This window comes from Microbispora sp. GKU 823 (assembly GCF_002027145.1).
GTDB classification, from domain to species: Bacteria; Actinomycetota; Actinomycetes; order Streptosporangiales; family Streptosporangiaceae; genus Microbispora; species Microbispora siamensis.
The window spans coordinates 47885-68040 of the sequence record NZ_MWJN01000002.1 but is presented as its reverse complement, the minus strand read 5'-3'; the positions used below and the strand labels follow the sequence as shown (position 1 = coordinate 68040).

Genomic DNA, 20156 nt, shown 5'->3' with positions numbered 1-20156 from the left:
TCGCAGCTTGGAGGAACGGCCGTCAGCCGGCGAGCGTCGCGCGCAGCGCCTCGGGAAGCAGGTCGCCGTGCGCCCGGGTCAGGTCGTCGCACAGCCGCCAGATCTCCTCGAGCGACAGCGTCGCCGACGTGTTCGGGTCCACCATCATGGCGTGCCGCACGTGTTCCGGCCGTCCCTCCAGCGCGGCCCGCACGGTCAGCTCGTTGACGTTGACGTACGCCCGGTTGAGCGCGGCGCACTGCGGCGGGAGTGCGCCGATCCGGGTGGGCAGCACTCCGGTGGCGTCCACCGCGCACGGCACCTCGACCACGCACCCGGGCGGCAGGTTGGCGATCAGCCCGTCGTTGACGACGTTGCCGTAGACCACGCGCGGGGTGCCGGTCACGACGCTGTGGATGATCTGCGGGGCGTACTCGCCGGTGCCCTCCACGGGCAGGTCCCCGCCGTGCCGTACGGCGTCGCGGGTGCGCTTGTACTCGCGCACGTTCTCCTCGCTGATCCGCACGTACTCGCCCACCGGGATGCGCAGCCGGTCGATCTCGTCGTCGTGGCGCAACAGCCAGGGCAGATATTCGGCCGAGTGCTCGCTGGTCTCGGTCGGATAGTGGCCCAGGCGCCGGTACATCTCCACCCGCACCCGGCGGCGCAGCTCCGGGTCGCGCGCGATGGCGTCGTCCAGCCGGTCGTACAGGTTCTCGCCGTCCCGCTCGAACCGCAGCACCCACGCCTGGTGGTTCACCCCCGCCGCCAGGTACGCGACCTCCTCGTACGGCACGGCCACCAGGTCGGCCAGCCCCCGCATGGTCCAGTACACGGAATGGCACAGGCCGACGACGTTGCGCACCTTGCCGCTGAGATACCAGACGTTCATGGCCATCGGATTGGTGTAGTTGAGCAACAGGGCGTCGGGGCAGACGGCGGCCATGTCGGCCGCGAGGGCGTCCAGGACCGGGAAGGTGCGCAGCGCCCGGAAGATCCCGCCCACGCCGATCGTGTCGGCGATCGTCTGGCGCAGGCCATAGCGGGCGGGGATCTCGAAGTCGGCGACGGTCGCGTCGTGCCCGCCCACCTGGATGATGTTGATCACGAAGTCGGCGCCGTCGAGCGCGGCCCGGCGGTCGAGGTCGGCGGTGACCGCCGGCCGGGCGCCGCGGGCCGCCGCGATCCGGTGCGCGACGGTCTCGGCGACCCGCAGCCGCTCGGCGTCGATGTCGTGCAGCGCGATCCGGGCCTCCCGCAGCTCGGGGTAGGCCAGCAGGTCCGCGAGCAGGCCCTGGGTGAAGACGACGCTTCCCGCGCCGATCAAGACGATCTTCGGGTTCCTCATCGGGTGACTTCCTCCCAGGTCGGCTGTGCCGCTGTGCCTCCCGCGGCTCGGGTGGAGAGGGTGCCGCAGGCCACCGCGACCTCCAGGGCGCGGCGGAGCGGGAGCCCGCGCAGGCGGGCCGCCAGGAGGCCGGCGTTGAAGCTGTCGCCGGCCCCGACCGTGTCGACCACGGTGGCCGGGGCGGCCGGCACGCGGAGCGGCTCGCCCTCGTGGATGGTCAGCGCGCCGTCGCCGCCGCACTTGACCACGGGCGTGGTGCCCCGGGCGGCGAGGTCGCGTACGGCGCCTTCGAGGTCGCCGTCGGCGCGTCCGGCGATGGCGAGGGCCTCGCGCTCGTTGGGCAGCAGGACGCCGGTCAGCGGCAGCACCTCGTCGAGCCCCTGCCAGCGGCCCGACGGGTCGTCGTTGGTGTCCAGGGACGTGGTGGCCCCCGCGGCCCGTGCCGTACGGAACAGGGCGGGCAGGCCGGCGGCCAGCCGGGGCTGCAGGAAGTAGGACGAGACGTGGACGTGGGCGGCGCGTTCCAGCAGCGCCGCCGGCACGTCGCCCGGTTCGAGCCGGTCCAGGCAGCCGGGCGCGGTCAGGATGGCCCGGTCGCCGCCGTCGGCCAGCACCACGGTGAGGGCCGTCGGCGCGCCGGGGTCCACCACGCAGGCGGAGACGTCCACCCCGCCGCGCGTGAGCACGTCGAGCACGAAGGCGCCCGCGGCGTCGTCGCCCACCCGGCCGGCGAAGGCGGTGCGCAGGCCCAGCCGGGCCGCGCCGCAGGCCGTGATCGCCCCCGATCCGCCGAGCACCAGCGCACCGGCCTCGACGAGCCGCTCGCGCTGGCCGAACTCCGGCACGCGCGGCGCTCCCGTGACGACCACGTCGGGGTTCGCGTCACCGACGACGAGCAGGTCGAAATCTGGTCTCCCCATGGACCGGAACGGTCCCAGCACCTTCGATAACTTGTCAAGTCTTGCGAAACTGCCGAGGGAGCGCCCTGGAAAGCGGTGAATGCGGCATCTTCGAAGGTATTGACAAGGTTTCGAAAGAGACCATTATGGTCTCCAACATCCCGCCCGCACCGGCTCGTCCCGGTGGTCTCAGGAGGTCTGGAGATGCCGCGACGATGACGACCGCGACCCTCACGAAAACGGAGACCGCCGGCGCCGCCCTGCCCCGCCGCAGACGCGGGGACGGCAGGGTGGCGCTGGCCTTCCTGGCGCCCGTGCTCATCGGGTTCGCCGCGTTCTACGTCTACCCGGCCGTACGCGGAGCCTGGTACTCCCTGACGGACTGGAACCTGCTGTCCGAGCCCGGGTTCGTCGGCCTGGACAACTACGCCGAGCTCGTCCGGGACCCGCTGTTCTGGAACTCGCTGAAGGTCACCGCCTACTACGTGGTGCTCACCGTCGGGATGCAGATCGTCCTGGGCCTGGGCTTGGCCGCCCTGATGCACCGCCTCACCCGGTCGCTCGTGCTCCGCTCGCTGCTGGTCGTGCCCTGGCTGGTGCCCAGCGTGACCTCGGCCCTGCTGTGGATGTGGCTGCTCGACGCCAACCTCGGCTTCCTCAACCACCTGCTGGTCAGCCTCGGCCTGGACAACCAGGGCTTCCTGACCTCGCCCGAGCTGGCGATGCCGAGCGTGGCCGCGATCAACGCCTGGGGCGCCACGGGATACACCACGCTGCTGCTGTACGCCGGGATGCTGCTGGTGCCGCAGCAGATCTACGAGGCGGCGGCGCTCGACGGCACCGGCGAGGTGCGCCAGTTCTTCCGCATCACCCTGCCGCTGCTCCGCCCGATCCTGGCGTTCGTCCTGGTGGTCTCGCTGATCGACTCGTTCCAGCTGTTCGACACCGTCGCGGTGACCACGAAGGGAGGGCCGGTGCACGCCACCCGCGTCGTCTACTACTACATCTACGAGGAGGCGTTCACCCATTTCAAGATGGGATACGCCTCGGCGCTGGCGCTGAGCCTGGTGCTCATCCTCGGCCTGCTGACCTTCGTCCAGATGCGCCTCCTGCGCGCCTCCCGGTCGGACCTCGCATGAGCGCGCCGGTGAGCACGAGCGCGCCGGTGACCGTGGGCCGCCGGAGGCTGCGCCGTCTGCCGGCCTGGATCTGCCTGATCCTCGCCCTCGGGATCTCGCTCTTCCCGCTCTACTGGATGCTGCGGACCGCGATCACCCCCGGCCCGGAACTGCCGTCGGACAACGCCGGGCTGCTGCCCCGGCACCCCACGCTGATCAACTTCGAGCGCGTGCTCGGCCTGGTGAGCCGGGACGAGGCCCGCGCGGCGGGCGGGTCGGGGGCCAACCTCAGCTTCTTCCTCTACCTGCGCAACTCCGTCGTCTACACCGGCCTGATCACCTGCGCCCAGACGCTCTTCTGCGCGATGGCCGGATACGCCTTCGCGCGGCTGCGCTTCCGCGGCAGGGACGCCCTGTTCAACGTGTTCGTCGCCGCGCTGATGGTGCCCCCGATCTTCACGCTGCTGCCCAACTTCGCCCTGGTGAAGCAGCTCGGCTGGCTCAACACGTACCAGGGCCTGGTCGCCCCGAGCCTGCTCATGACGCCGTTCGCGGTGTTCTTCCTGCGCCAGTTCTTCCTCGGCATCCCGCGTGACGTCGAGCAGGCGGCGTTCATCGACGGAGCCGGGCCGTGGACGATCTTCTGGCGGGTGGTGCTGCCCATGACCAAGGGGCCGCTGTTCACCCTTGCGCTGACGACCGCGGTGTGGACCTGGAACGACTACCTGTGGCCGCTGCTCGTGGCGCCCGGCGAGGACACCCGCGTGCTCACCGCCGCGCTCGGCATCTTCCTCAAGCAGTCGCCCAACACCTCGCCCGACTGGACCGGCCTGATGGCGGGCTCCGCCCTGTCGGTCGTCCCCGTCCTGCTACTGGTGGTCTTCTTCGGCCGCCGTCTCGTGGACTCCATCCAGTTCTCCGGCATGAAGGGTTGACGGTGAAGAAGGCATTCATGGCGGTGACCGCCCTGCTCCTGACGGCGGCCTGCGGCGGGGGCGGCGGCTCTGCGGACGCCGGCGGCGTCACGCTGACGTACGCGCTGTGGGACGACGTCCAGCAGGGCGCCTACCAGCAGTGCGCCGACGCGTTCCACAAGGCCAACCCGGACATCACCATCAAGATCTCGCAGAGCGCCTGGGACCAGTACTGGCAGAACCTCACCACCCAGATGGTCTCCGGCGGCGCCCCCGACGTGATCACGATGCAGGCGTCGTACTATCCCCAGTTCGTCGCGAACAACCAGCTCCTGGACATCCAGCCGATGGTGTCGGCCGACAGGATCGACCTGAGTCAGTACTGGCCCGGCCTGGCCGACCTCTGGGTGAAGGACGGCAAGCGGTACGGCCTGCCCAAGGACTGGGACACGATCGCGATCGTCTACAACGTGGACATGGCGAAGAAGGCGGGGGTCGACATGTCCGGCCTCACGTGGAACCCCACCGACGGCGGCACGTTCGAGAAGGCCATCGCCCGCCTGACCGTGGACGCGAACGGCAAGCGCGGCGACGAGCCCGGCTTCGACAAGACCAAGGTCGCCGTGCACGGCATGGTGCCCGAGCTGAACGACGGCTCGCAGGGCCAGAACGGCTGGGGCGACCTGGCGGTCTCCAACGGCTTCACGTTCATCGACAAGAACCCCTTCGGCACCCGCTACTACTACGACAGCCCCAAGCTCGCCGAGACCGCCGACTGGTTCAGGCGCCTGGCCGACAAGGGGTACGCCACGCCGTACGACAAGACGAGCTCGCTCGGCCCGGACACGATGCTGAACGCGGGTAAGGGCGCGCTCGGCATCACCGGCTCCTGGATGATCAGGACCTATCTCGACTCGAAGTCGCAGAAGTTCGCCTTCGCGCCGCTGCCGACCGGGCCGCAGGGCCGCAAGTCCGCCTTCAACGGCCTCGCCGACGTCATCTACGCGGGCACCGAGCACAAGGACGCCGCCTGGAAGTGGGTGAAGTTCCTCGGCTCCACGGCCTGCCAGGACATCGTCGCCGACAACGCGGTGGTCTTCCCGGCCATCACCTCCTCGGTCGAGCGGGCGCTCAAGGCCCACAAGGCGGCGGGCCGCGACGTGCAGATGTTCGTCGACGAGGCCAAGGCGCCCGGCGGCACGTTCCTGCTGCCGGTGAGCGACCACGGCGACGAGATCAACCAGATCGTCTCCACCGCGATGGAGGAGGTCTGGCTTGGCCAGAAGGACGCGCGCACCGCGCTGACCGCGGCCAACCAGAAGGTCAACGCCCTGTTCTCGGGTGGCTGAGTCGTCCGGCGGCCGATCGCGCCGCCGGAGTCCCGGAGAGGGAGAGGAGGTTCCCTTCCCGTGCTGGCGTGCGCCCTGCCGACCTCCCTGGGCCACGCCACTCCACACCGCCGCATCCCCCGGGGGCGAGGCGATGTGGAGAGTGCGGAACAGCACGCATGCGCCCCGCCGATCTCACTGCGAGGAAGAACATGCGCATTCTCCGATACCTGGCGGCGATGCTCGCCGCCTCCACGGCGTTCCTCGGCGCGCTCGTCGGCGCCCAGGCAGCCGCGAACGCGGCGACGGCACTGCCCGCTCCCGTCTCGTGCGCCGGTTGCTGGCACCCCGCGCTGAACACGAGTTGGCAGTGGCAGCTCAGCTCGGTGCCGGCGGAGCCGTTCCTGGACGTCGCGATGTACGACATCGACGGCTTCAACGCCACGGCGGCGACCGTCCAGCGGCTGCACGCGACCAGGACCGGCCGCACGGTCGTCTGCTACATCAGCGCCGGGTCCTACGAGGACTGGCGGCCCGACGCCGGCTCCTTCCCCGCCTCCGTGCTCGGCAAGGCCCTCGACGGCTGGGCGGGCGAGCGCTGGCTCGACATCCGGCAGTACGGCGGCACGCTCGGCCAGATCATGCGGGCGCGACTCGACATGTGCAAGGCCAAGGGCTTCGACGCCGTGGAGTTCGACAACGTCGACGGCTACACCAACAAGACCGGGTTCCCGCTCACCGCGGACGACCAGCTCCGCTACAACGCCTGGCTGGCGAACGAGGCCCACGCCCGCGGGCTGTCGGCCGGCCTGAAGAACGACAACGAGCAGATCCCGCAGCTCCTGCCGTACTTCGACTGGGCGCTGAACGAGCAGTGCTGGGAGTTCAGTGAGTGCACCACCGCGCAGAACGGCGACTACGGCCTCGACCAGTTCGTGAAGGCGGGCAAGGCCGTCTTCAACGTGGAGTACAACCTCGCCACCTCGAAGTTCTGCGGCAAGGCGAACGCGCAGAACTTCAACTCACTGAAGAAGCGCCTCGAACTCGACGCCTACCGCGTCGCCTGCCGCTGATCACTCGCTGAGCGCGGAGAGGACGCCGGGCCCCGTGAGGGGTCCGGCGTCGCCGCGTCCGCTCAGACGACGGATCCGGTGGCGCCGTCGGTGAGCTCCCTGAGGATGTCCGCGTGCCCGGCGTGCCGCGCGGTCTCCTCGATCATGTGCACGTAGATCCAGCGCAACGAGATCGGGCCGACCTGCTCGTGCGGCACCTCGTGGTCGAGCGGGAACCGTGCGGCGATGCGCCGCGACGCCGCGCAGGCCTCCTCGTACGCCGCGATCAGGGCCTCGACGGTGTCGTCGTCGCCGACCGCGAAGCTCCTGTCGGCGTCCTCCTCCGAAGGAGGCGCCATGGCCGGGTCCTGCGCCAGCACCCGCCCGAACCAGTTCCGTTCCACCACGGCCAGATGCCTGAGCAGCCCGGCCAGCGTCGTCGCCGACGGCACGTGACGCCGGCGTACGTCCTGCTCGGACAGCCCCTGGGCCTTGCGTACGACCATCGCGCGGAGGAAGTCGAGGAACGCCTCCAGCACCTGCCGTTCGTCGCCCGTGGCGGCCCGCACCACCGCCAGTGCCGGCTCGGTCGAGGGAAGAGTGGCCATGCCCGGACCGTACGGAGCGCGCCCAGCCCCCGGCAAGAGCCCTGCCCACGCTGTCAGCGAACCCGCACTCCCGGCGGGACTAGACGTCGAGCAACTCGTGCGGCCCCCAGCCGTCGACGTCGTCAACCACTCGCAGGGCCAACTCCGCGCGGCCGGCCAAGTCGAGCGGCGCGATGCCCGAGACCGCGTGGCCGTGCGCGAGCCGGTCCAGTGCGGCGCCGACGAGCGGCAGATGCCGGCGGATCTGCCCGTCGCCCAACGCGCTGTCGGTCCTGAGCCTCGGTAGCAGCGACTCCCGCGCGTACCACGCGAGCGAGGCATGCGAGAGGACGTGACGGCCCACCCAGTCGGCCGCTTCCACCGCCTCGCGCAGGGCGAGAACGGTCCCCACATCCCACAGGCGGCGATGCCAGGGACGCCAGGATTCCAGCAGTTCCAGCACTCGTGCGGTGACCAGGGTGCTTGTGTCAGACACTCTCAAGAGGACTTAGGGAGGGGAGTCGCCCGGAAGGGCCTCTCCCCATCGCCTTATCTGGGGGTTGTACGGCGTACAGTCTGGCCGATCAGAAGCTCGCCGATCACTGTTTTCGACCATCTCGCATACTCCCCGTGACGACCCATGCCGCGTCAGCCGGAGGTGTCGTCGAAGTGCAGTTCTGAGGTGATGCGGTAGCGGTCGCCGCGGTAGATGGACCGGGTGAACTCCACGACCCGGCCGCCGGCCTCGCGGGCCGTGCGTTCGATGAGCAGGGCGGGGGCGTGCTGGGGGACGCCGAGCAGTTCGGCCTCGGTCTCGTCGGTGACGGTCGGCTCGATGCTCTGGGTGGCGCGGCGGACGTCGATGCCGAACTTCGTGCGCAGGAACCGGTAGAACGAGCCCGAGACCATGTCGTCGGGCCGCAGGGACTCGACCAGGCGATGCGGCAGGTGGATGCGCTCGATCGCCATCGGCTCGTCGTCCACCAGGCGGAGCCGTACGACGCGCAGGACCGGGTCGGCGGGGGAGACCTGCAGGCGGTGGGCCAGCCGGGCGGTGGCCGGGGCCGAGTCGAACTCCAGGATGCGGCTGAGCCAGTTTCCCTCGGCGGCGGGGGCGTGGAAGGAGTCGTGGCCGGCCGCGAGGGGCTGGGTGACCTTCCGGCGGCCGGTGAACGTCCCTCGCCCGTGCTCCCGCACGAGCATGCCCTGCCGTACGAGCCCGTCGATCGCCGCGCGGAGGGTCGGGCGCGAGACGCCGAGCTCCCGGGACAGGTCGCGTTCCGAGGGGATGGCGGTGCCGGGCTCCTTGTCGGCGATCAGGTCGAGCAGGACGTCTCTGACCCGGTCGCGCTTGAGGCCTGTGGGAAGTCTCTGCACGTCCTCGACCTTACCAGTAGTTGACCACTCCTCCCATCGTCGTGCCTGGGAATGCCCGAAATTTCGCCTCTTGACAGCCTGACTGGTTAAGACCACTCTCCTCTCAAGGGTTTACCAATAACTTACCAGTGGGAGGACCGATGAGGTTACGCCTCCTCGCCGCGGCGGCCGCGTTCAGCCTCGCGCTCGCCGGATGCGGCTCGGCGTCCGAGCCCGGGACATCCGAGAAGACCGGCGCGACCACGCTGACCGTGTGGTTCATGCGCGACAGCCTGTCGGACGCGATCGTGAAGCGGTTCACGGACGACTTCCAGCGGTCGCATCCCGGGATCACCCTGAACGTCCAGATCCAGGAGTGGGACGGCATCGGGCAGAAGGTGACCAGCGCGCTGGCCAGCAAGGACGCCCCCGACGTCATCGAGGTCGGCAACACCCAGGTCGCCGAGTACGCCGCGAGCGGCGGGGTCAGGGACCTCACCGGAAAGGCCGCCGACCTGGGCGGCTCCGACTGGCTGCCCGGCCTGGCCGAGCCGGGGAAGATCGACGGCAGGCAGTACGGCATCCCCTGGTACGCCGCCAACCGGGTGGTCATCTACAACAAGGACCTGTTCGCCAAGGCCGGCGTCACCACGCCGCCGAAGACCCGCGACGAGTGGATCGACGTCACCACGAAGCTGAACAAGGGCGGCGTGCAGGGCATCTACCTGCCCGGCCAGAACTGGTACACGTTTGCCGGGTTCGTCTGGGACGAGGGCGGCGACCTCGCGGTCAAGGAGGGCGACCGCTGGAAGGGCGTGCTCGACACGCCGCAGGCGCTCGCCGGCATGGCGTTCTACCAGCGTCTCCAGACGCTCGGCAAGGGGCCAAAAGACTCCGACGAGGCCAGGCCGCCGCAGGCCGACGTCTTCGGCAAGGGCGACGTCGCGCAGATCATCTCCGCTCCCGGCGGTGCGGTCGCGATCGAGAAGGCCAACCCGGGCCTCAAGGGCAAGCTGGGCTTCTTCCCGATCCCCGGCAAGACGGCCGACAAGCCGGGCGCCGTCTTCACCGGAGGATCGGACCTGATCATCCCCGAGGCGTCCGCCCACCCCGATGAGGCGTACGAGGTGGTCAAGGCCCTGGCCGGGGAGAAGTTCCAGCTCGACATGGCCAAGGAGATGAGCTACGTGCCCAACCGGACCTCGTACGCCGGGGTCCTGAGCGGCGACGAGGCCACCGCGGCGATGGCGGCGGGGGCCGCGGTCGGGCACGCCACGCCCAACTCGCCCAACTGGGCGGCCGTGGAGGCCAGGAACGTCATCAAGGAGTACATGACCAAGGTGCTCACCGGCGGCGACGCGGCCACCGAGGCGAAGGCGGCCTCCGACGTGATCACCACGATCCTCAACACCAAGTCCTGACATGGCGCGCACCCTCGCCCGTACGGTGCGTCCCGCCCTCGTGATCGAGGCGAGAAGCCGCAGAAAAGGCGCGCTCTGGCCCTACCTGCTGGTGGCCCCGGCCCTGGCCGGCTTCGCGTGCCTGCTCGTCTACCCGCTGGCGCGCAGTGTCGTGATCTCCTTCCAGCACTTCCGGCTGGGCGAGCTGATCAGGGGCGGTGCGGACTTCGCCGGGCTCGCCAACTACGCCGAGGCCCTCGGCGGACCGGAGTTCTGGGCGGTCGTGCGGCGGACCTTCCTGTGGACCGCCGCCAACGTCGTGCTGATCATGGTGATCTCCACGGCCGTCGCGCTGATGCTGCCGCACCTCGGACGGCGGATGCGGCTGGCGGTCATGAGCGGGATGGTGCTGACCTGGGCCACACCGGTGCTCGCCGCGACCACGATCTTCCAGTGGCTCTTCCAGTCGCGCCTGGGAGTGGTCAACTGGCTGCTGGTCCGCCTCGGCTTCGACTCCTTCCGCGACTACACGTGGTTCGCCGACGGCGGGGCGACGTTCGCGATCCTGGTCGCGCTGGTCGTCTGGCAGTCGGTGCCGTTCGCGGCGCTCACCCTCTACGCCGGGCTCACGACCATCCCCGGCGAGCTGTACGAGGCGGCCAGGATCGACGGGGCCGGGCCGTGGCAGGTCTTCGGCCGGGTCACGTTCCCCATCCTGCGCCCGCTGTTCGGCCTGATCACATCGCTGGAGGTGATCTGGGTCTTCACCTGCTTCGCGCAGATCTGGGCGATCAGCAAGGGCGGCCCCGGAGGCGCCACCGCCACGCTGCCGGTCTACGCGTTCCAGATCGCGCAGTCGCTGCACCGGTACGACCTGGGGTCGGCCGTCTCGACGCTCACCGTGCTGATGCTGCTCGCCGTGCTGGTCGTCCACCTGCGCCGCATGTTCCGTGAGGAGGCAGCGTGAAGAAGGCCGCGCTCAATCTGGCCGCCCTGGGTGTGCTGGCGGTGTCGGTGTTCCCCGTCTACTGGATGGTGATCACCGCGTTCAAGCCGACGGTGGACATCCTCACCGAGACCCCGGCGTTCTGGCCCGCCCGGCCGACCCTCGACCACTTCGCCACGGCCGTACGGGCCGCCGGGTTCTGGACGTTCTGGCGCAACAGCCTGGCCGTCACCGCCGGCGCGGTCCTGCTCGCGCTGGTCGTGGCGCTGCCGTCCGCCTTCGCCGTGGCCCGGCTGCGCTGGGCGGGACGGCGCGGGTTCCTCCTGATGGTCTTCGTCGCCCAGACCGCCCCCTGGTCGGCGCTGCTCGTGCCCGTCTACATCATCGCCCGCGACGCGGACATGCTCGACCGGCTGCCGACGCTGACGCTCGTGTACTTCGTCACGACGCTCCCGTTCACGATCGTGACGTTGCGCGGCTTCATCGCGGCGGTCCCGCCGGAGCTGGAGGAGGCCGCGCTGATGGACGGGTGCGGCCGGGCCGAGGCGTTCCGCCGGGTGGTGCTGCCGCTGCTCGCGCCCGGTCTGATGTCCACGTCGCTGTTCGGCTTCATCACCGCGTGGAACGAGTTCGCCTTCGCCAACGCCCTCATGATCAAGGACCAGGGCGACCGTACGCTGCCGATCTGGCTGTCCGGGTTCGGCAACGTCTTCGGCACCGACTGGGGCGCCACCATGGCCGCCGCCACGCTGTTCATGCTTCCCGTCCTGCTCGTCTTCCTCGTGCTCCAGCGCCGCGTGTCCTCCGGGGTGATCGCGGGCGCGGTGAAGGGATGACCCAGATGATGATTCCGCGGCCCCGCGAGGTGGCCGTGCTCGGGGGAACCGTCACGCTCCACGACGGCCTCGTACGGCACGCGCCCGACGATCCCCGGCTGGGAGAGGAGGGGTATCGCATCGACGTCACCCCCGACGGCGCCGAGCTCGCCGCCGGGGGGACCCGCCGGGCGCTTCTACGGCCTGCGCACCCTCGCGGCGCTCGGCCCCGAGGCGCCGCTGTGCCGGATCACCGACCGGCCCGCGCACTCCTGGCGCGGGGTGATGCTCGACGTCGCCCGGCACTTCATGCCGAAGGAGTTCGTGCTGCGGCTGATCGACCTGCTCGCGGTGCACCGGCTCAACCGGCTGCACCTGCACCTGACCGACGACCAGGGCTGGCGGCTGCAGATCAAGCGTTATCCCCTGCTGACCGAGGTCAGCGGGGAGCACTACACCCAGGAGGACATCCGGGAGATCGTGTCCTACGCCGCCGACCGGTTCGTCACGATCGTGCCCGAGATCGAGATGCCGGGGCACGCCCAGGCGGCCATCGCCGCCTATCCCTGGCTCGGCAACCAACCGTCGCGCCACCTGCCGGTCTGGGACTCGTGGGGGATCAGCCCGCACGTGTTCAACCTGGAGGAGGCGACGATCGGCTTCTGCCGGGAGGTGCTCGACGAGGTCATGGACCTGTTCCCCGGAGAGTACGTCCACCTCGGCGGCGACGAGTGCCCGGCCGACGAGTGGGAGCGCGGCGAGGCGGCGCTGCGCCGGATCGCCGAGCTCGGGCTGCCGGGCCCGGACGCGGCGCGGGCGTGGTTCATCGCCACCGCCGGCGCGTACGTGACCTCCCGCGGCCGGCGCCCGATCCACTGGTACGACGGGCCAGGAGGCGCTCCCGGCGTGACGGCGATGACCTGGCTCGACCACGAGAGCGGCCCGCGGGCGGCGCTCGAAGGGTTCGACGTCGTGCTGGCCCCGCACACCAGCACCTACTTCGACTATCCGGCCGACGCCCCGGGGCCGCACGGCCGGGTGCTCTCCCTCGCCGACGTCTACGGGTTCAGGCCGCCTCCGGCCCCGGAGGGCGCCACCGGCCGGATCCTCGGCGTGCAGTGCCAGCTGTGGACCGAGTACATGCCCACGCCCGAGCACGTCGAGGCGATGGCCTTCCCCCGGCTGTGTGCCTTCGCCGAGGTGGCCTGGGGCACGGCGGGGGACTACCGCGATTTCCTCCACAGGCTCACCCCCCACCTGGAGTCCCTGGGGGTCCGGCCGGGGCCGGTAATCCCCTGACTCCGCAACCCACCCGAAAGGGTCCACCCCCCACGAAAGGAAGACTGCGGTGTCACGAAAGCTCTTATGGGGCGGTCTCGCGGCCGTCCTGCTGGCCGCGCTGGTCGTGGCTCTGCCCGCGCAGGCGGCCCAGTCGCTGCGCCTGCGCTACAAGACCAGCGCCACCGGCGCCACCGCCGACCAGGTGGAGCCGTGGTTCGACCTGGTCAACAGCGGGACCACGGCGGTGCCGCTGAACACGGTGAAGATCCGCTACTACTTCAAGGCCGACTCGCCCACGCAGCAGTACCGTTTCGCCTGCTCGTGGGCGGTCGTCTCCTGCTCGGCCATCACCGGGACCTTCCAGACGATCTCGCCCGGCACCGCCACGGCCGACCGCTACCTGGAGGTCGGCTTCACCTCCGGCAGCCTGGCGGCCGGCGCCTCGACCGGCGACATGCAACTGCGCTTCTACCGGTCCGACTGGCAGACGATCCGGCAGAGCGACGACTACTCCTTCGGCCCGGCGAGGACGACGTACGGCGACTGGGACAAGGTCACGGTCCACCAGGGCGGCACGCTGGTCTGGGGCACCCCGCCCGCGGGAGTGACCGACCCCTCGCCGTCCCCGTCGCCCTCCACCTCGCCTTCGCCGGGCGGCGGCAGCGGGGTCGTCTTCGACGACTTCGCCTACGCCTCCTCGTCCGACCCGCAGATCACCGCGCACAACTGGACCGTGCGGACCAACAGCGGCGGTCCCGGCGTCCCCGGCGCGAGCTGGCCGGCGTCCAACGTCAGCTTCCCCGTCGTCAGCGGGAGCAACAAGGCCCTGCAACTGCGGGCGGCCACCGACGGCACCGCGGGGGGCACCTCGCAGGCCGAGTTCCTGCACCAGCGCAAGTTCTTCGAGGGCACGTACGCCGCGCGGGTGAAGTTCGCCGACGCCCCGGACAGCGGCCCGGACGGCGACAACATCGTGGAGACGTTCTTCACCATCACGCCCCTGGCGTACGACCTCGACCCGGACTACAGCGAGCAGGACTTCGAATACCTGCCGAACGGCGGCTGGGGCGCGCAGGGCCCGATCATGTACACGACCACCTGGGAGACCTACCGCAACGAGCCCTGGCTCGCGGTCAACACGCACACCGAGCGGACGGCGAGCTACGCCGGCTGGCACGACCTCGTGCTGCAGGTCTCCGGAGGCACGGTCCGCTATTACATCGACGGCACGCTGTTCGCCGAGCACGGCGGCGACTACTACCCCGAGACGCCGCAGTCGGTGAACTTCAACCTCTGGTTCATCAGCGGCGGGCTGCTGGGCAGCGCCACCCCGCGTGCCTACACCCAGCAGGTGGACTGGTTCTACTTCAGCAAGAACGAGGTCGTGGCTCCGGCCGAGATCACCTCCAGGGTGAACGCCTTCCGGAGCGCCGGCACCACGTGGAAGGACACCGTGCCGATGCCGTAACGCTCAGCCGATCCGGCCCGGGTCCCGGCGACGGGGCCCGGGTCCGTGCTTGGTCCAGAAGGGCCCCGTGCTTGGTTCAGAAGGCTCAGTCCAGCAACTCGGGGTCGGAGGCGAGGATCTGGTCCAGTAGGGGCTGGAAGTTGACCCACCCGACGAAGTCGTTGCCGATCTGGCCGTGGGTGAGCTTGGCGTTCTCGTGCGAGATGGGCACCGTCGGTCCGGCGGCCTTCGCCACGAGCTGCGCCTGGCAGCTGCGTTCCATGGTGATGAACCACCAGGCCGCCGCCTCGACGCTGTCGCCCACGGTCAGCAGGCCGTGGTTGCGCAGGATCACCGCCTTGTGCGAGCCCAGCGCCTGCGCGATGCGGCGGCCCTCCTCGGTCTCCACGACCACCCCGGTGTAGTCGTCGAACAGGGCGTGGTCCTCGTAGAACGCGCACGCGTCCTGCGTCAGCGGCTCGAGCAGCGTGCCGAGCGCCGACAGGGCCTTGCCGTACACGGAGTGGGAGTGGGCGGCGGCGACCACGTCGGGCCTGGCCTGGTGGACCATCGAGTGGATGGCGAACGCCGCCTGGTTGACGTGGTAACGGCCCTCCACCACCTGGCCCTCGTGGTTGACCAGGATCAGGTCGCTGACCTTGATCCGCTTGAACGACATGCCGAACGGGTTCACCCAGAAGTGGTCGGTGTGCTCGGGATCCCGGGCCGTGATGTGGCCCGCCACCCCCTCCTCGAAGCCGAACCTCCCGAACAGGCGCAGCGCCGCCGCGAGCCGCTCCTTGCGGTGGCGCCGCTCCTCCTCCACGGTGTCGAATCTCTTCGGCATCCGGAAGGCGAGCTGGTCGGCGGGCACGGGCTGCAGGTCGGACAGGCTCATCGCGGCTCCCAAGGCTCGTGAGTCGTACCCGTCCAGCCTGTCCTCCGCCGCCGTCCACTGTCCATGCCGGAACCGAATCTTCTTCGGTGCATCCGGCGGCTTCGGTCCTGTCCGATGGGGCAGTGGATGCCGACCGAATCCGCGTAAGGTCTGGATGCAATGTGAGAGACGGGAGGTACCGATGCGGCTGGAGGCGGTCTTCTTCGACGTCGGAGAGACCCTGGTGGACGAGACCCGCGAGTACGGCACCTGGGCCGACTGGCTGGGCGTCCCGCGGCACACCTTCTCCGCCGTGTTCGGCGCCGTGATCGCGCGCGGCGGCGACTACCGGGACACCTTCCAGCACTTCCGGCCCGGTTTCGACCTCAAGACCGAGCGGGAGCGCCGGGCCGGGGAAGGCCAGGCTGAGACGTTCGGCGAGGAGAACCTCTACCCCGACGCCCGCCCCTGCCTGGCGGAGCTGCGGGAGATGGGGCTGCGCGTCGGCCTCGCCGGCAACCAGACCGCCCGCGCCGAGGGGATCCTGCGCGCCCTCGACCTGCCGGTGGACGTGATCGGCACCTCCGACGGCTGGGGCGTGGAGAAGCCGGACGCGTCCTTCTTCGACCGCGTGGTGGCGGAGGCCGGCTGCCCGGCGGAGTCCGTCCTCTACGTGGGCGACCGCCTCGACAACGACATCCGGCCCGCCCAGAAGGCCGGGCTGCGCACCGCCCTCGTACGGCGGGGTCCGTGGGGCCACATCCTCCGCGACGAGCGGGCCGCCCGGGCGTGCCTGTTCCACGTCGACTCGCTGGCCGAGCTGCCCGCCCTGATCCGCAAGCACAACGGCGACTGATCGCTCAACCCGCCTCGGTGAGGTCGATCGAGGCGGCCAGTTCCGCCGCCACGTCGAGCAGGTTCCGTACGGCCTGCCGGTCGCGCGCGGGATGCCATGCCATGACGGTCTCGGCCTGCTCGTCGGCGAGCGGCACGAACACGACCCCGGTGCGCCGCAGGCTGTGTGCCGACCGGGCGAGCCGGGTCACGCCGACGCCGGCGGCGACCAGACCGAGCAGGCTCGGCACGCCGTCGGCCCGCTGCACCACCCGCGGCTCGAAGCCCGCCGCGCGGAAGTCCGCGTCGTACTTCCGATGCCACGGCTCCCACGAGCCGCGCGGGGTGAGCACCCACGGCTCGCCGGCCAGATCGGCGAGCCGCAGCCCGGCCCGCCCGGCGAGCGGGTGGCCCGCCGGTAGGACCGCGCAGACCGGCTCGGCGACCAGCGTCGCGGTCACCAGGTCGTCGACCAGCGGCGGCCGGGTGAACGCCGCGTCGTACCGGTCCTCGCGCAGGCCCGCCACCAGGTCGGCGATGCCGACGGCCTCGGCGAGCAGTTCGACGTCCGGATACCGCTTCCGGAACGCGCGGACGACCGGCGGCATCATGTAGTTCGCGGTGGAGACGAGGAAGGCCACCCGAAGCCGGCCGATCTCACCGCGCACCGCCCTGCGGGCGGTCTCCAGGGCCGCGTCCGCCCGGGTCAGGACGGCCCGCGCCTCGGGCAGGAACACGCGGCCGACCTCGGTCAGGCGCGTGCCCCGGGTGTCGCGGTCGAACAGCCGTGCGCCGAGGGCGTGTTCGAGCGCCGCGATCTGCTGCGACAGCGACTGCTGGGCGATGTGCAGCTCCCGCGCGGCGACGGTGAAGCTCAGATGCTCGGCCACGGCGACGAAATACCGCAGATGACGCAGCTCGGGGGTCACAGGCTCTGACTGTAACCGCTGTAGGGAACGTGTGTTGGCCGCAGGGGACCGGCACGGGGGAGAGTGGTCGCACTGATCACGAAGACGAGGAGTGGGACTATGACCGGACGGGTGTGGTTGATCACCGGATGCTCGGCGGGCTTCGGCCGGGAGCTGGCCGAGGCCGCTCTGGCCGCGGGGGACCGGGTGATGGCGACGGCGCGACGCCCCGAGACGCTGGCGGACCTGGTGGAGACGGGCGGCAAGCGGGTGCGCAGCGTACGGCTGGACGTCACCGACGCCGCGTCCGTCGACGCGGCGGTGGCCGAGACCCTGTCGGCCTTCGGCCGGATCGACGTCGTGGTGAACAACGCCGGCCACGGGTCGGTGGGAGCCGTCGAAGAGCTCGACATGGCCGACCTGCGCGCGCTGATGGAGGTCATGTTCTTCGGAGCGGTGGCCGTGACCAAGGCGGTCCTGCCGCATCTGCGCAGGCAGGGGAGCGGGACGATCATCCAGATGAGCTCGATGGGCGGACAGCTCAGCATGCCGGGGTTCGGCGCCTACTGCGCCGCCAAGTTCGCCCTTGAGGGACTGTCGGAAGCGCTCGCCGCCGAGGTCGCGCCCTTCGGCGTACGGGTGCTGATCGTGGAGCCGGGCGCGTTCCGCACCGAGTTCGGCGGCCACCGCATGCACCGCTCGGAGCCAATCGACGCCTACCGGGTGTCCACGGGCGCGACCCGGGCCTCGGTGGACGACATGGACGGCACCCAGCCGGGGGACCCGGCCAAGGCCGCGCAGGCGATCCTCCAGGTCCTCGACCACGACGAGCCTCCGCTGCGGCTCGCCCTGGGTGACGACGCGGTCGACGGCATCCGGGCCCACCACGAAATGCTCCGCGCCGACCTGGACGGCTGGGAGAAGCTCAGCCGGGCGATGAGCATTTAGAGTTGCCGGGGTGACGGCTGATCACGATGTCGACCTCGTGCCGCTGCTCGGCCGGGCATGGGGGACGGCCAGCCACCGGGACGCGCTGGCCGACCTCGTCGGGCTCGGCTGGACGCCGTGCGGGGTGGGTGACTGGGCCGTCGGGCTGCGTTCGCCGCGCGGCCTGCTCGCGGCGCGAGTCTGCCCCTTCGACCCGGCGTATCCCGCCTTCCTGGAGCTGTGCCGCCGCTGTCCCGGCAACCCGTACCTGCCGCGGGTGGCGCTCACGGAGGCGCTCGACGGCGGCGGCTCGCTCACGGTCCTGGAGTTCCTGGCCCCGGCCGAGCAGGCCGAGGCGGCGCAGGTCGCCCGGCGGTGGCGCGAGGGGGCGGGCGACGAGGCGTTCGACGCCGTACGGCGCACCGCCCTCGCCGTGGACGAGGAATGGCGGGCGCGGATGCCGTGGTGGGACGGGATCGACCTCAACCACGGCAACGTCCGCCGGGCGGTGGACGGGAGGACCGTGCTGGTCGACGTCTTCTGCATGGACGGGGCGTCGCTCTACCGCCAGGTGCTCGACGACTCCGCCGTCGTGCGCGAACGCCTGTCCGCCGCCGCGACGCGACACCTGCTGGACATCCCGTTCATCGCCCGCGAGAGTTCCCCGGCCGAGATCGAGGCGCTGCGCGTGGCGTGGCGGGCGGGGGCCGCGGTCACATCGTGAGCTCGGGGTGTCGGGAGCGGCCGAGGTCGGTCAGCCGTTCGTCCAGTGCCCGGGTGTCCGCCGCGGGCGGCAGGATCTTCAGCACGCCGCGGACGCGGTCGTGCCCGATCACGTACCACTGGTCCTCGAGCGCCTCGACCGCCTGCCTGAGGTGTTCGGCGGCCTGGTCGCCGTCGGTGGGGGCGTGGGCGGCGGCGAGGTCGGCGAGCAGCACCGAGCGCTGCTTGCCGCCGTTCGGGCCCAGGTCGTCGAGCGCCTTGCGCAGCCGTCGGGCCGCCTCCTCGTGGTTGCCCGCCGTCAGCGCGCTGTAGCCGGCGAAGCCGTCGAGCCTGGCCCGCTCGAAGAAGTCCAGCCAGGCCGGGTCGTCCCCGCCCGCGTCCACCATGTGGTCGGCGCGGTCGATGTGGCGCATGCACTCCTTCGGCTCGCCGCAGCGCGCCGAGATCTCCGACGCCACGCAGTGCAGCCACGCCCTGGTCAGCGGGCCGACGCCGTGCCAGGCGTGCGCGAAGGCCGCGTCCAGCAGGCCCAGGGCGTCCGTACGGTTGCCCTCGAACCCCGGCACGAACGCCGCGTGGGCGAGCACGGCTGCGGCGAGCGGATGGTCGCCGCACTCCCGGGTGGCGGACAGGGCCATCCGGTAGAGCCGCGCGGCGGTGGGGCCGTCGTTCAGGTCGAAGAAGGCCACCCTCCCCGACAGCAGGGCCGAGCGTGCGGCCGCCTCGGCCAGCGTCTGCCTGACCGCTCCCTCCGGCGCCGCACGCAGCAGGCTCATGCCGAGCCGGGTGTGCGCGACCGACGCCTGGAAGATGTCGTCCGGCGGCGAGGTCCAGTAGAGGGCGGCCTGCTTGTCGACCACCCGGGCGAACGCCTCGGCCGACTCGGCGTCGACCCCGCGCCCGCGTTCCACCGCCGCGGGAAGACGCTCGCCGCCCTCACCGAGGAGCGGGGCGAGCACGCCCGCGCTGAGGAGCCCCCGCAGGAACGTGGAGCGGTCGATGCCTTCTGCGACGATCATGCTCAGCAGCCTCCGTATCTCGTCCACCACCTCCGTGACCGGCCGCATGGCCATCTCGTCGGGGGTGAGCAGTCCCAGCTCGCTCGCGGGCTTGTCGAAAATCGTCACGAGATGCTTGCGGTAGCGCGGATCCGGCCACCGCTCGCCGGTCTCCCACCGCCGCACCGTGTTGGCCGTCAGGCCGGTGTCCTTCTCGTCGCACGACCGCATGGACGTACGGATGCGCTCGCACAGCTCCTCGTAGGACCACCCGCGCTGCAGGCGTTCCCACGCGAGCCGGCGGTTCGGTGGATGGCGGTGGTTGGCCGGCATGTCGCACCCCCAGCACACTGTGTCAGCGTGACACGCTGACACTACGGGAGATTCTGTGTTCGCGCGGCTACTGGCTGTGATTGGAC

Annotated in this window: 20 protein-coding genes; 12 read left to right on the top strand and 8 right to left on the bottom strand. The window is 70.9% G+C overall.

Going from position 1 to position 20156, the window contains the following annotated elements; genetic code table 11:
- Positions 1-22: 22 nt before the first annotated feature.
- Together B1L11_RS01830 and B1L11_RS01825 are read right to left on the bottom strand one after the other, a co-directional pair.
- The gene (locus B1L11_RS01830) at positions 23-1327 is read right to left on the bottom strand and encodes an alpha-glucosidase/alpha-galactosidase (RefSeq protein ID WP_079312543.1); all 1305 of its coding nucleotides are present in this window, start codon (positions 1325-1327) and stop codon (positions 23-25) included.
- Complete coding sequence (locus B1L11_RS01825; protein ID WP_079312541.1) at positions 1324-2247, bottom strand: carbohydrate kinase family protein; 924 nt, start codon at positions 2245-2247, stop codon at positions 1324-1326. The genes B1L11_RS01830 and B1L11_RS01825 overlap by 4 nt, the downstream gene beginning before the upstream one ends.
- Before the next feature lie 194 nt (positions 2248-2441).
- Here B1L11_RS01825 and B1L11_RS01820 point away from each other — a divergent pair, with 194 nt between their 5' ends.
- The 4 genes from B1L11_RS01820 to B1L11_RS01805 all read left to right on the top strand — a co-directional run bounded on the left by B1L11_RS01820 (position 2442) and on the right by B1L11_RS01805 (position 6659).
- Positions 2442-3365 (top strand): carbohydrate ABC transporter permease, encoded by a 924-nt coding sequence (locus tag B1L11_RS01820; protein ID WP_079312539.1) that lies wholly within the window; start codon positions 2442-2444, stop codon positions 3363-3365.
- 8 nt (positions 3366-3373) lie between these two features.
- Positions 3374-4279: a carbohydrate ABC transporter permease gene (locus tag B1L11_RS01815; protein WP_218670837.1), complete on the top strand. Its 906-nt coding sequence runs from the start codon at positions 3374-3376 to the stop codon at positions 4277-4279.
- A gap of 2 nt (positions 4280-4281) precedes the next feature.
- Positions 4282-5607 carry a sugar ABC transporter substrate-binding protein gene (locus B1L11_RS01810; protein WP_218670836.1) on the top strand — a complete coding sequence of 442 codons (1326 nt, stop codon included), beginning with the start codon at positions 4282-4284 and terminating at the stop codon, positions 5605-5607.
- Positions 5608-5798: 191 nt separating this feature from the next.
- Positions 5799-6659, top strand: coding sequence for an endo alpha-1,4 polygalactosaminidase (locus B1L11_RS01805; RefSeq protein ID WP_079312535.1), 861 nt, complete (start codon positions 5799-5801; stop codon positions 6657-6659).
- A gap of 62 nt (positions 6660-6721) precedes the next feature.
- On the opposite strand, the gene B1L11_RS01800 is transcribed toward B1L11_RS01805, so the two are convergent.
- The 3 genes from B1L11_RS01800 to B1L11_RS01790 form a co-directional block, all read right to left on the bottom strand.
- A complete protein-coding gene (locus B1L11_RS01800) occupies positions 6722-7246 on the bottom strand; it encodes a DinB family protein (RefSeq protein ID WP_079312533.1) in 525 nt (174 codons plus the stop codon).
- Between the two features lie 79 nt (positions 7247-7325).
- Positions 7326-7721: a hypothetical protein gene (locus B1L11_RS01795; RefSeq protein ID WP_143736823.1), complete on the bottom strand. Its 396-nt coding sequence runs from the start codon at positions 7719-7721 to the stop codon at positions 7326-7328.
- Positions 7722-7873: 152 nt separating this feature from the next.
- Complete coding sequence (locus B1L11_RS01790; RefSeq protein WP_079312529.1) at positions 7874-8602, bottom strand: GntR family transcriptional regulator; 729 nt, start codon at positions 8600-8602, stop codon at positions 7874-7876.
- A 140-nt stretch (positions 8603-8742) separates the two neighbouring features.
- Between B1L11_RS01790 and B1L11_RS01785 the strand changes: the two genes are divergently transcribed.
- The 5 genes from B1L11_RS01785 to B1L11_RS01765 all read left to right on the top strand — a co-directional run bounded on the left by B1L11_RS01785 (position 8743) and on the right by B1L11_RS01765 (position 14491).
- Positions 8743-10002, top strand: a complete 1260-nt coding sequence (locus B1L11_RS01785; protein ID WP_079312527.1) for a sugar ABC transporter substrate-binding protein — start codon at positions 8743-8745, stop codon at positions 10000-10002.
- Position 10003: 1 nt separating this feature from the next.
- Positions 10004-10948, top strand: coding sequence for a carbohydrate ABC transporter permease (locus B1L11_RS01780; protein WP_079312525.1), 945 nt, complete (start codon positions 10004-10006; stop codon positions 10946-10948).
- Entirely contained in the window at positions 10945-11763 is an 819-nt protein-coding gene (locus B1L11_RS01775) for a carbohydrate ABC transporter permease (RefSeq protein WP_079312523.1), read from the top strand. The genes B1L11_RS01780 and B1L11_RS01775 overlap by 4 nt, the downstream gene beginning before the upstream one ends.
- A gap of 264 nt (positions 11764-12027) precedes the next feature.
- Complete coding sequence (locus B1L11_RS01770; protein ID WP_218670835.1) at positions 12028-13041, top strand: beta-N-acetylhexosaminidase; 1014 nt, start codon at positions 12028-12030, stop codon at positions 13039-13041.
- Between the two features lie 49 nt (positions 13042-13090).
- Positions 13091-14491 (top strand): cellulose binding domain-containing protein, encoded by a 1401-nt coding sequence (locus B1L11_RS01765; protein ID WP_079312521.1) that lies wholly within the window; start codon positions 13091-13093, stop codon positions 14489-14491.
- An 85-nt stretch (positions 14492-14576) separates the two neighbouring features.
- On the opposite strand, the gene B1L11_RS01760 is transcribed toward B1L11_RS01765, so the two are convergent.
- On the bottom strand, positions 14577-15368 hold the full coding sequence (locus B1L11_RS01760) for a class II aldolase/adducin family protein (RefSeq protein ID WP_079312519.1): 792 nt from the start codon (positions 15366-15368) through the stop codon (positions 14577-14579).
- 181 nt (positions 15369-15549) lie between these two features.
- Between B1L11_RS01760 and B1L11_RS01755 the strand changes: the two genes are divergently transcribed.
- Positions 15550-16203 (top strand): HAD family hydrolase, encoded by a 654-nt coding sequence (locus B1L11_RS01755; RefSeq protein WP_079312517.1) that lies wholly within the window; start codon positions 15550-15552, stop codon positions 16201-16203.
- Positions 16204-16207: 4 nt separating this feature from the next.
- On the opposite strand, the gene B1L11_RS01750 is transcribed toward B1L11_RS01755, so the two are convergent.
- Positions 16208-17110 carry a LysR family transcriptional regulator gene (locus B1L11_RS01750; RefSeq protein ID WP_079312515.1) on the bottom strand — a complete coding sequence of 301 codons (903 nt, stop codon included), beginning with the start codon at positions 17108-17110 and terminating at the stop codon, positions 16208-16210.
- 99 nt (positions 17111-17209) lie between these two features.
- On the opposite strand from B1L11_RS01750, the gene B1L11_RS01745 reads away from it, so the two are divergent.
- Both B1L11_RS01745 and B1L11_RS01740 read left to right on the top strand, forming a co-directional pair.
- Complete coding sequence (locus B1L11_RS01745) at positions 17210-18037, top strand: oxidoreductase (protein ID WP_079312513.1); 828 nt, start codon at positions 17210-17212, stop codon at positions 18035-18037.
- Between the two features lie 10 nt (positions 18038-18047).
- A complete protein-coding gene (locus tag B1L11_RS01740) occupies positions 18048-18740 on the top strand; it encodes a hypothetical protein (RefSeq protein ID WP_079312511.1) in 693 nt (230 codons plus the stop codon).
- Here B1L11_RS01740 and B1L11_RS01735 read toward each other — a convergent pair.
- Complete coding sequence (locus tag B1L11_RS01735) at positions 18730-20070, bottom strand: helix-turn-helix transcriptional regulator (protein WP_079312509.1); 1341 nt, start codon at positions 20068-20070, stop codon at positions 18730-18732. The two genes, B1L11_RS01740 and B1L11_RS01735, sit on opposite strands and share 11 nt — an antisense overlap.
- Positions 20071-20156: the final 86 nt, after the last annotated feature.

Bases quoted from the DNA above. Each gene is read 5' to 3' on its own strand.
- B1L11_RS01745 (WP_079312513.1), top strand. From the start codon at position 17,210: ATGACCGGACGGGTGTGGTTGATCACCGGATGCTCGGCGGGCTTCGGC.
- B1L11_RS01785 (WP_079312527.1), top strand. From the start codon at position 8,743: ATGAGGTTACGCCTCCTCGCCGCGGCGGCCGCGTTCAGCCTCGCGCTC.
- B1L11_RS01825 (WP_079312541.1), bottom strand. From the start codon at position 2,247: ATGGGGAGACCAGATTTCGACCTGCTCGTCGTCGGTGACGCGAACCCC.
- B1L11_RS01830 (WP_079312543.1), bottom strand. From the start codon at position 1,327: ATGAGGAACCCGAAGATCGTCTTGATCGGCGCGGGAAGCGTCGTCTTC.
- B1L11_RS01735 (WP_079312509.1), bottom strand. From the start codon at position 20,070: ATGCCGGCCAACCACCGCCATCCACCGAACCGCCGGCTCGCGTGGGAA.
- B1L11_RS01820 (WP_079312539.1), top strand. From the start codon at position 2,442: ATGACGACCGCGACCCTCACGAAAACGGAGACCGCCGGCGCCGCCCTG.
- B1L11_RS01770 (WP_218670835.1), top strand. From the start codon at position 12,028: ATGCTCGACGTCGCCCGGCACTTCATGCCGAAGGAGTTCGTGCTGCGG.
- B1L11_RS01800 (WP_079312533.1), bottom strand. From the start codon at position 7,246: ATGGCCACTCTTCCCTCGACCGAGCCGGCACTGGCGGTGGTGCGGGCC.
- B1L11_RS01805 (WP_079312535.1), top strand. From the start codon at position 5,799: ATGCGCATTCTCCGATACCTGGCGGCGATGCTCGCCGCCTCCACGGCG.
- B1L11_RS01755 (WP_079312517.1), top strand. From the start codon at position 15,550: ATGCGGCTGGAGGCGGTCTTCTTCGACGTCGGAGAGACCCTGGTGGAC.
- B1L11_RS01760 (WP_079312519.1), bottom strand. From the start codon at position 15,368: ATGAGCCTGTCCGACCTGCAGCCCGTGCCCGCCGACCAGCTCGCCTTC.
- B1L11_RS01780 (WP_079312525.1), top strand. From the start codon at position 10,004: ATGGCGCGCACCCTCGCCCGTACGGTGCGTCCCGCCCTCGTGATCGAG.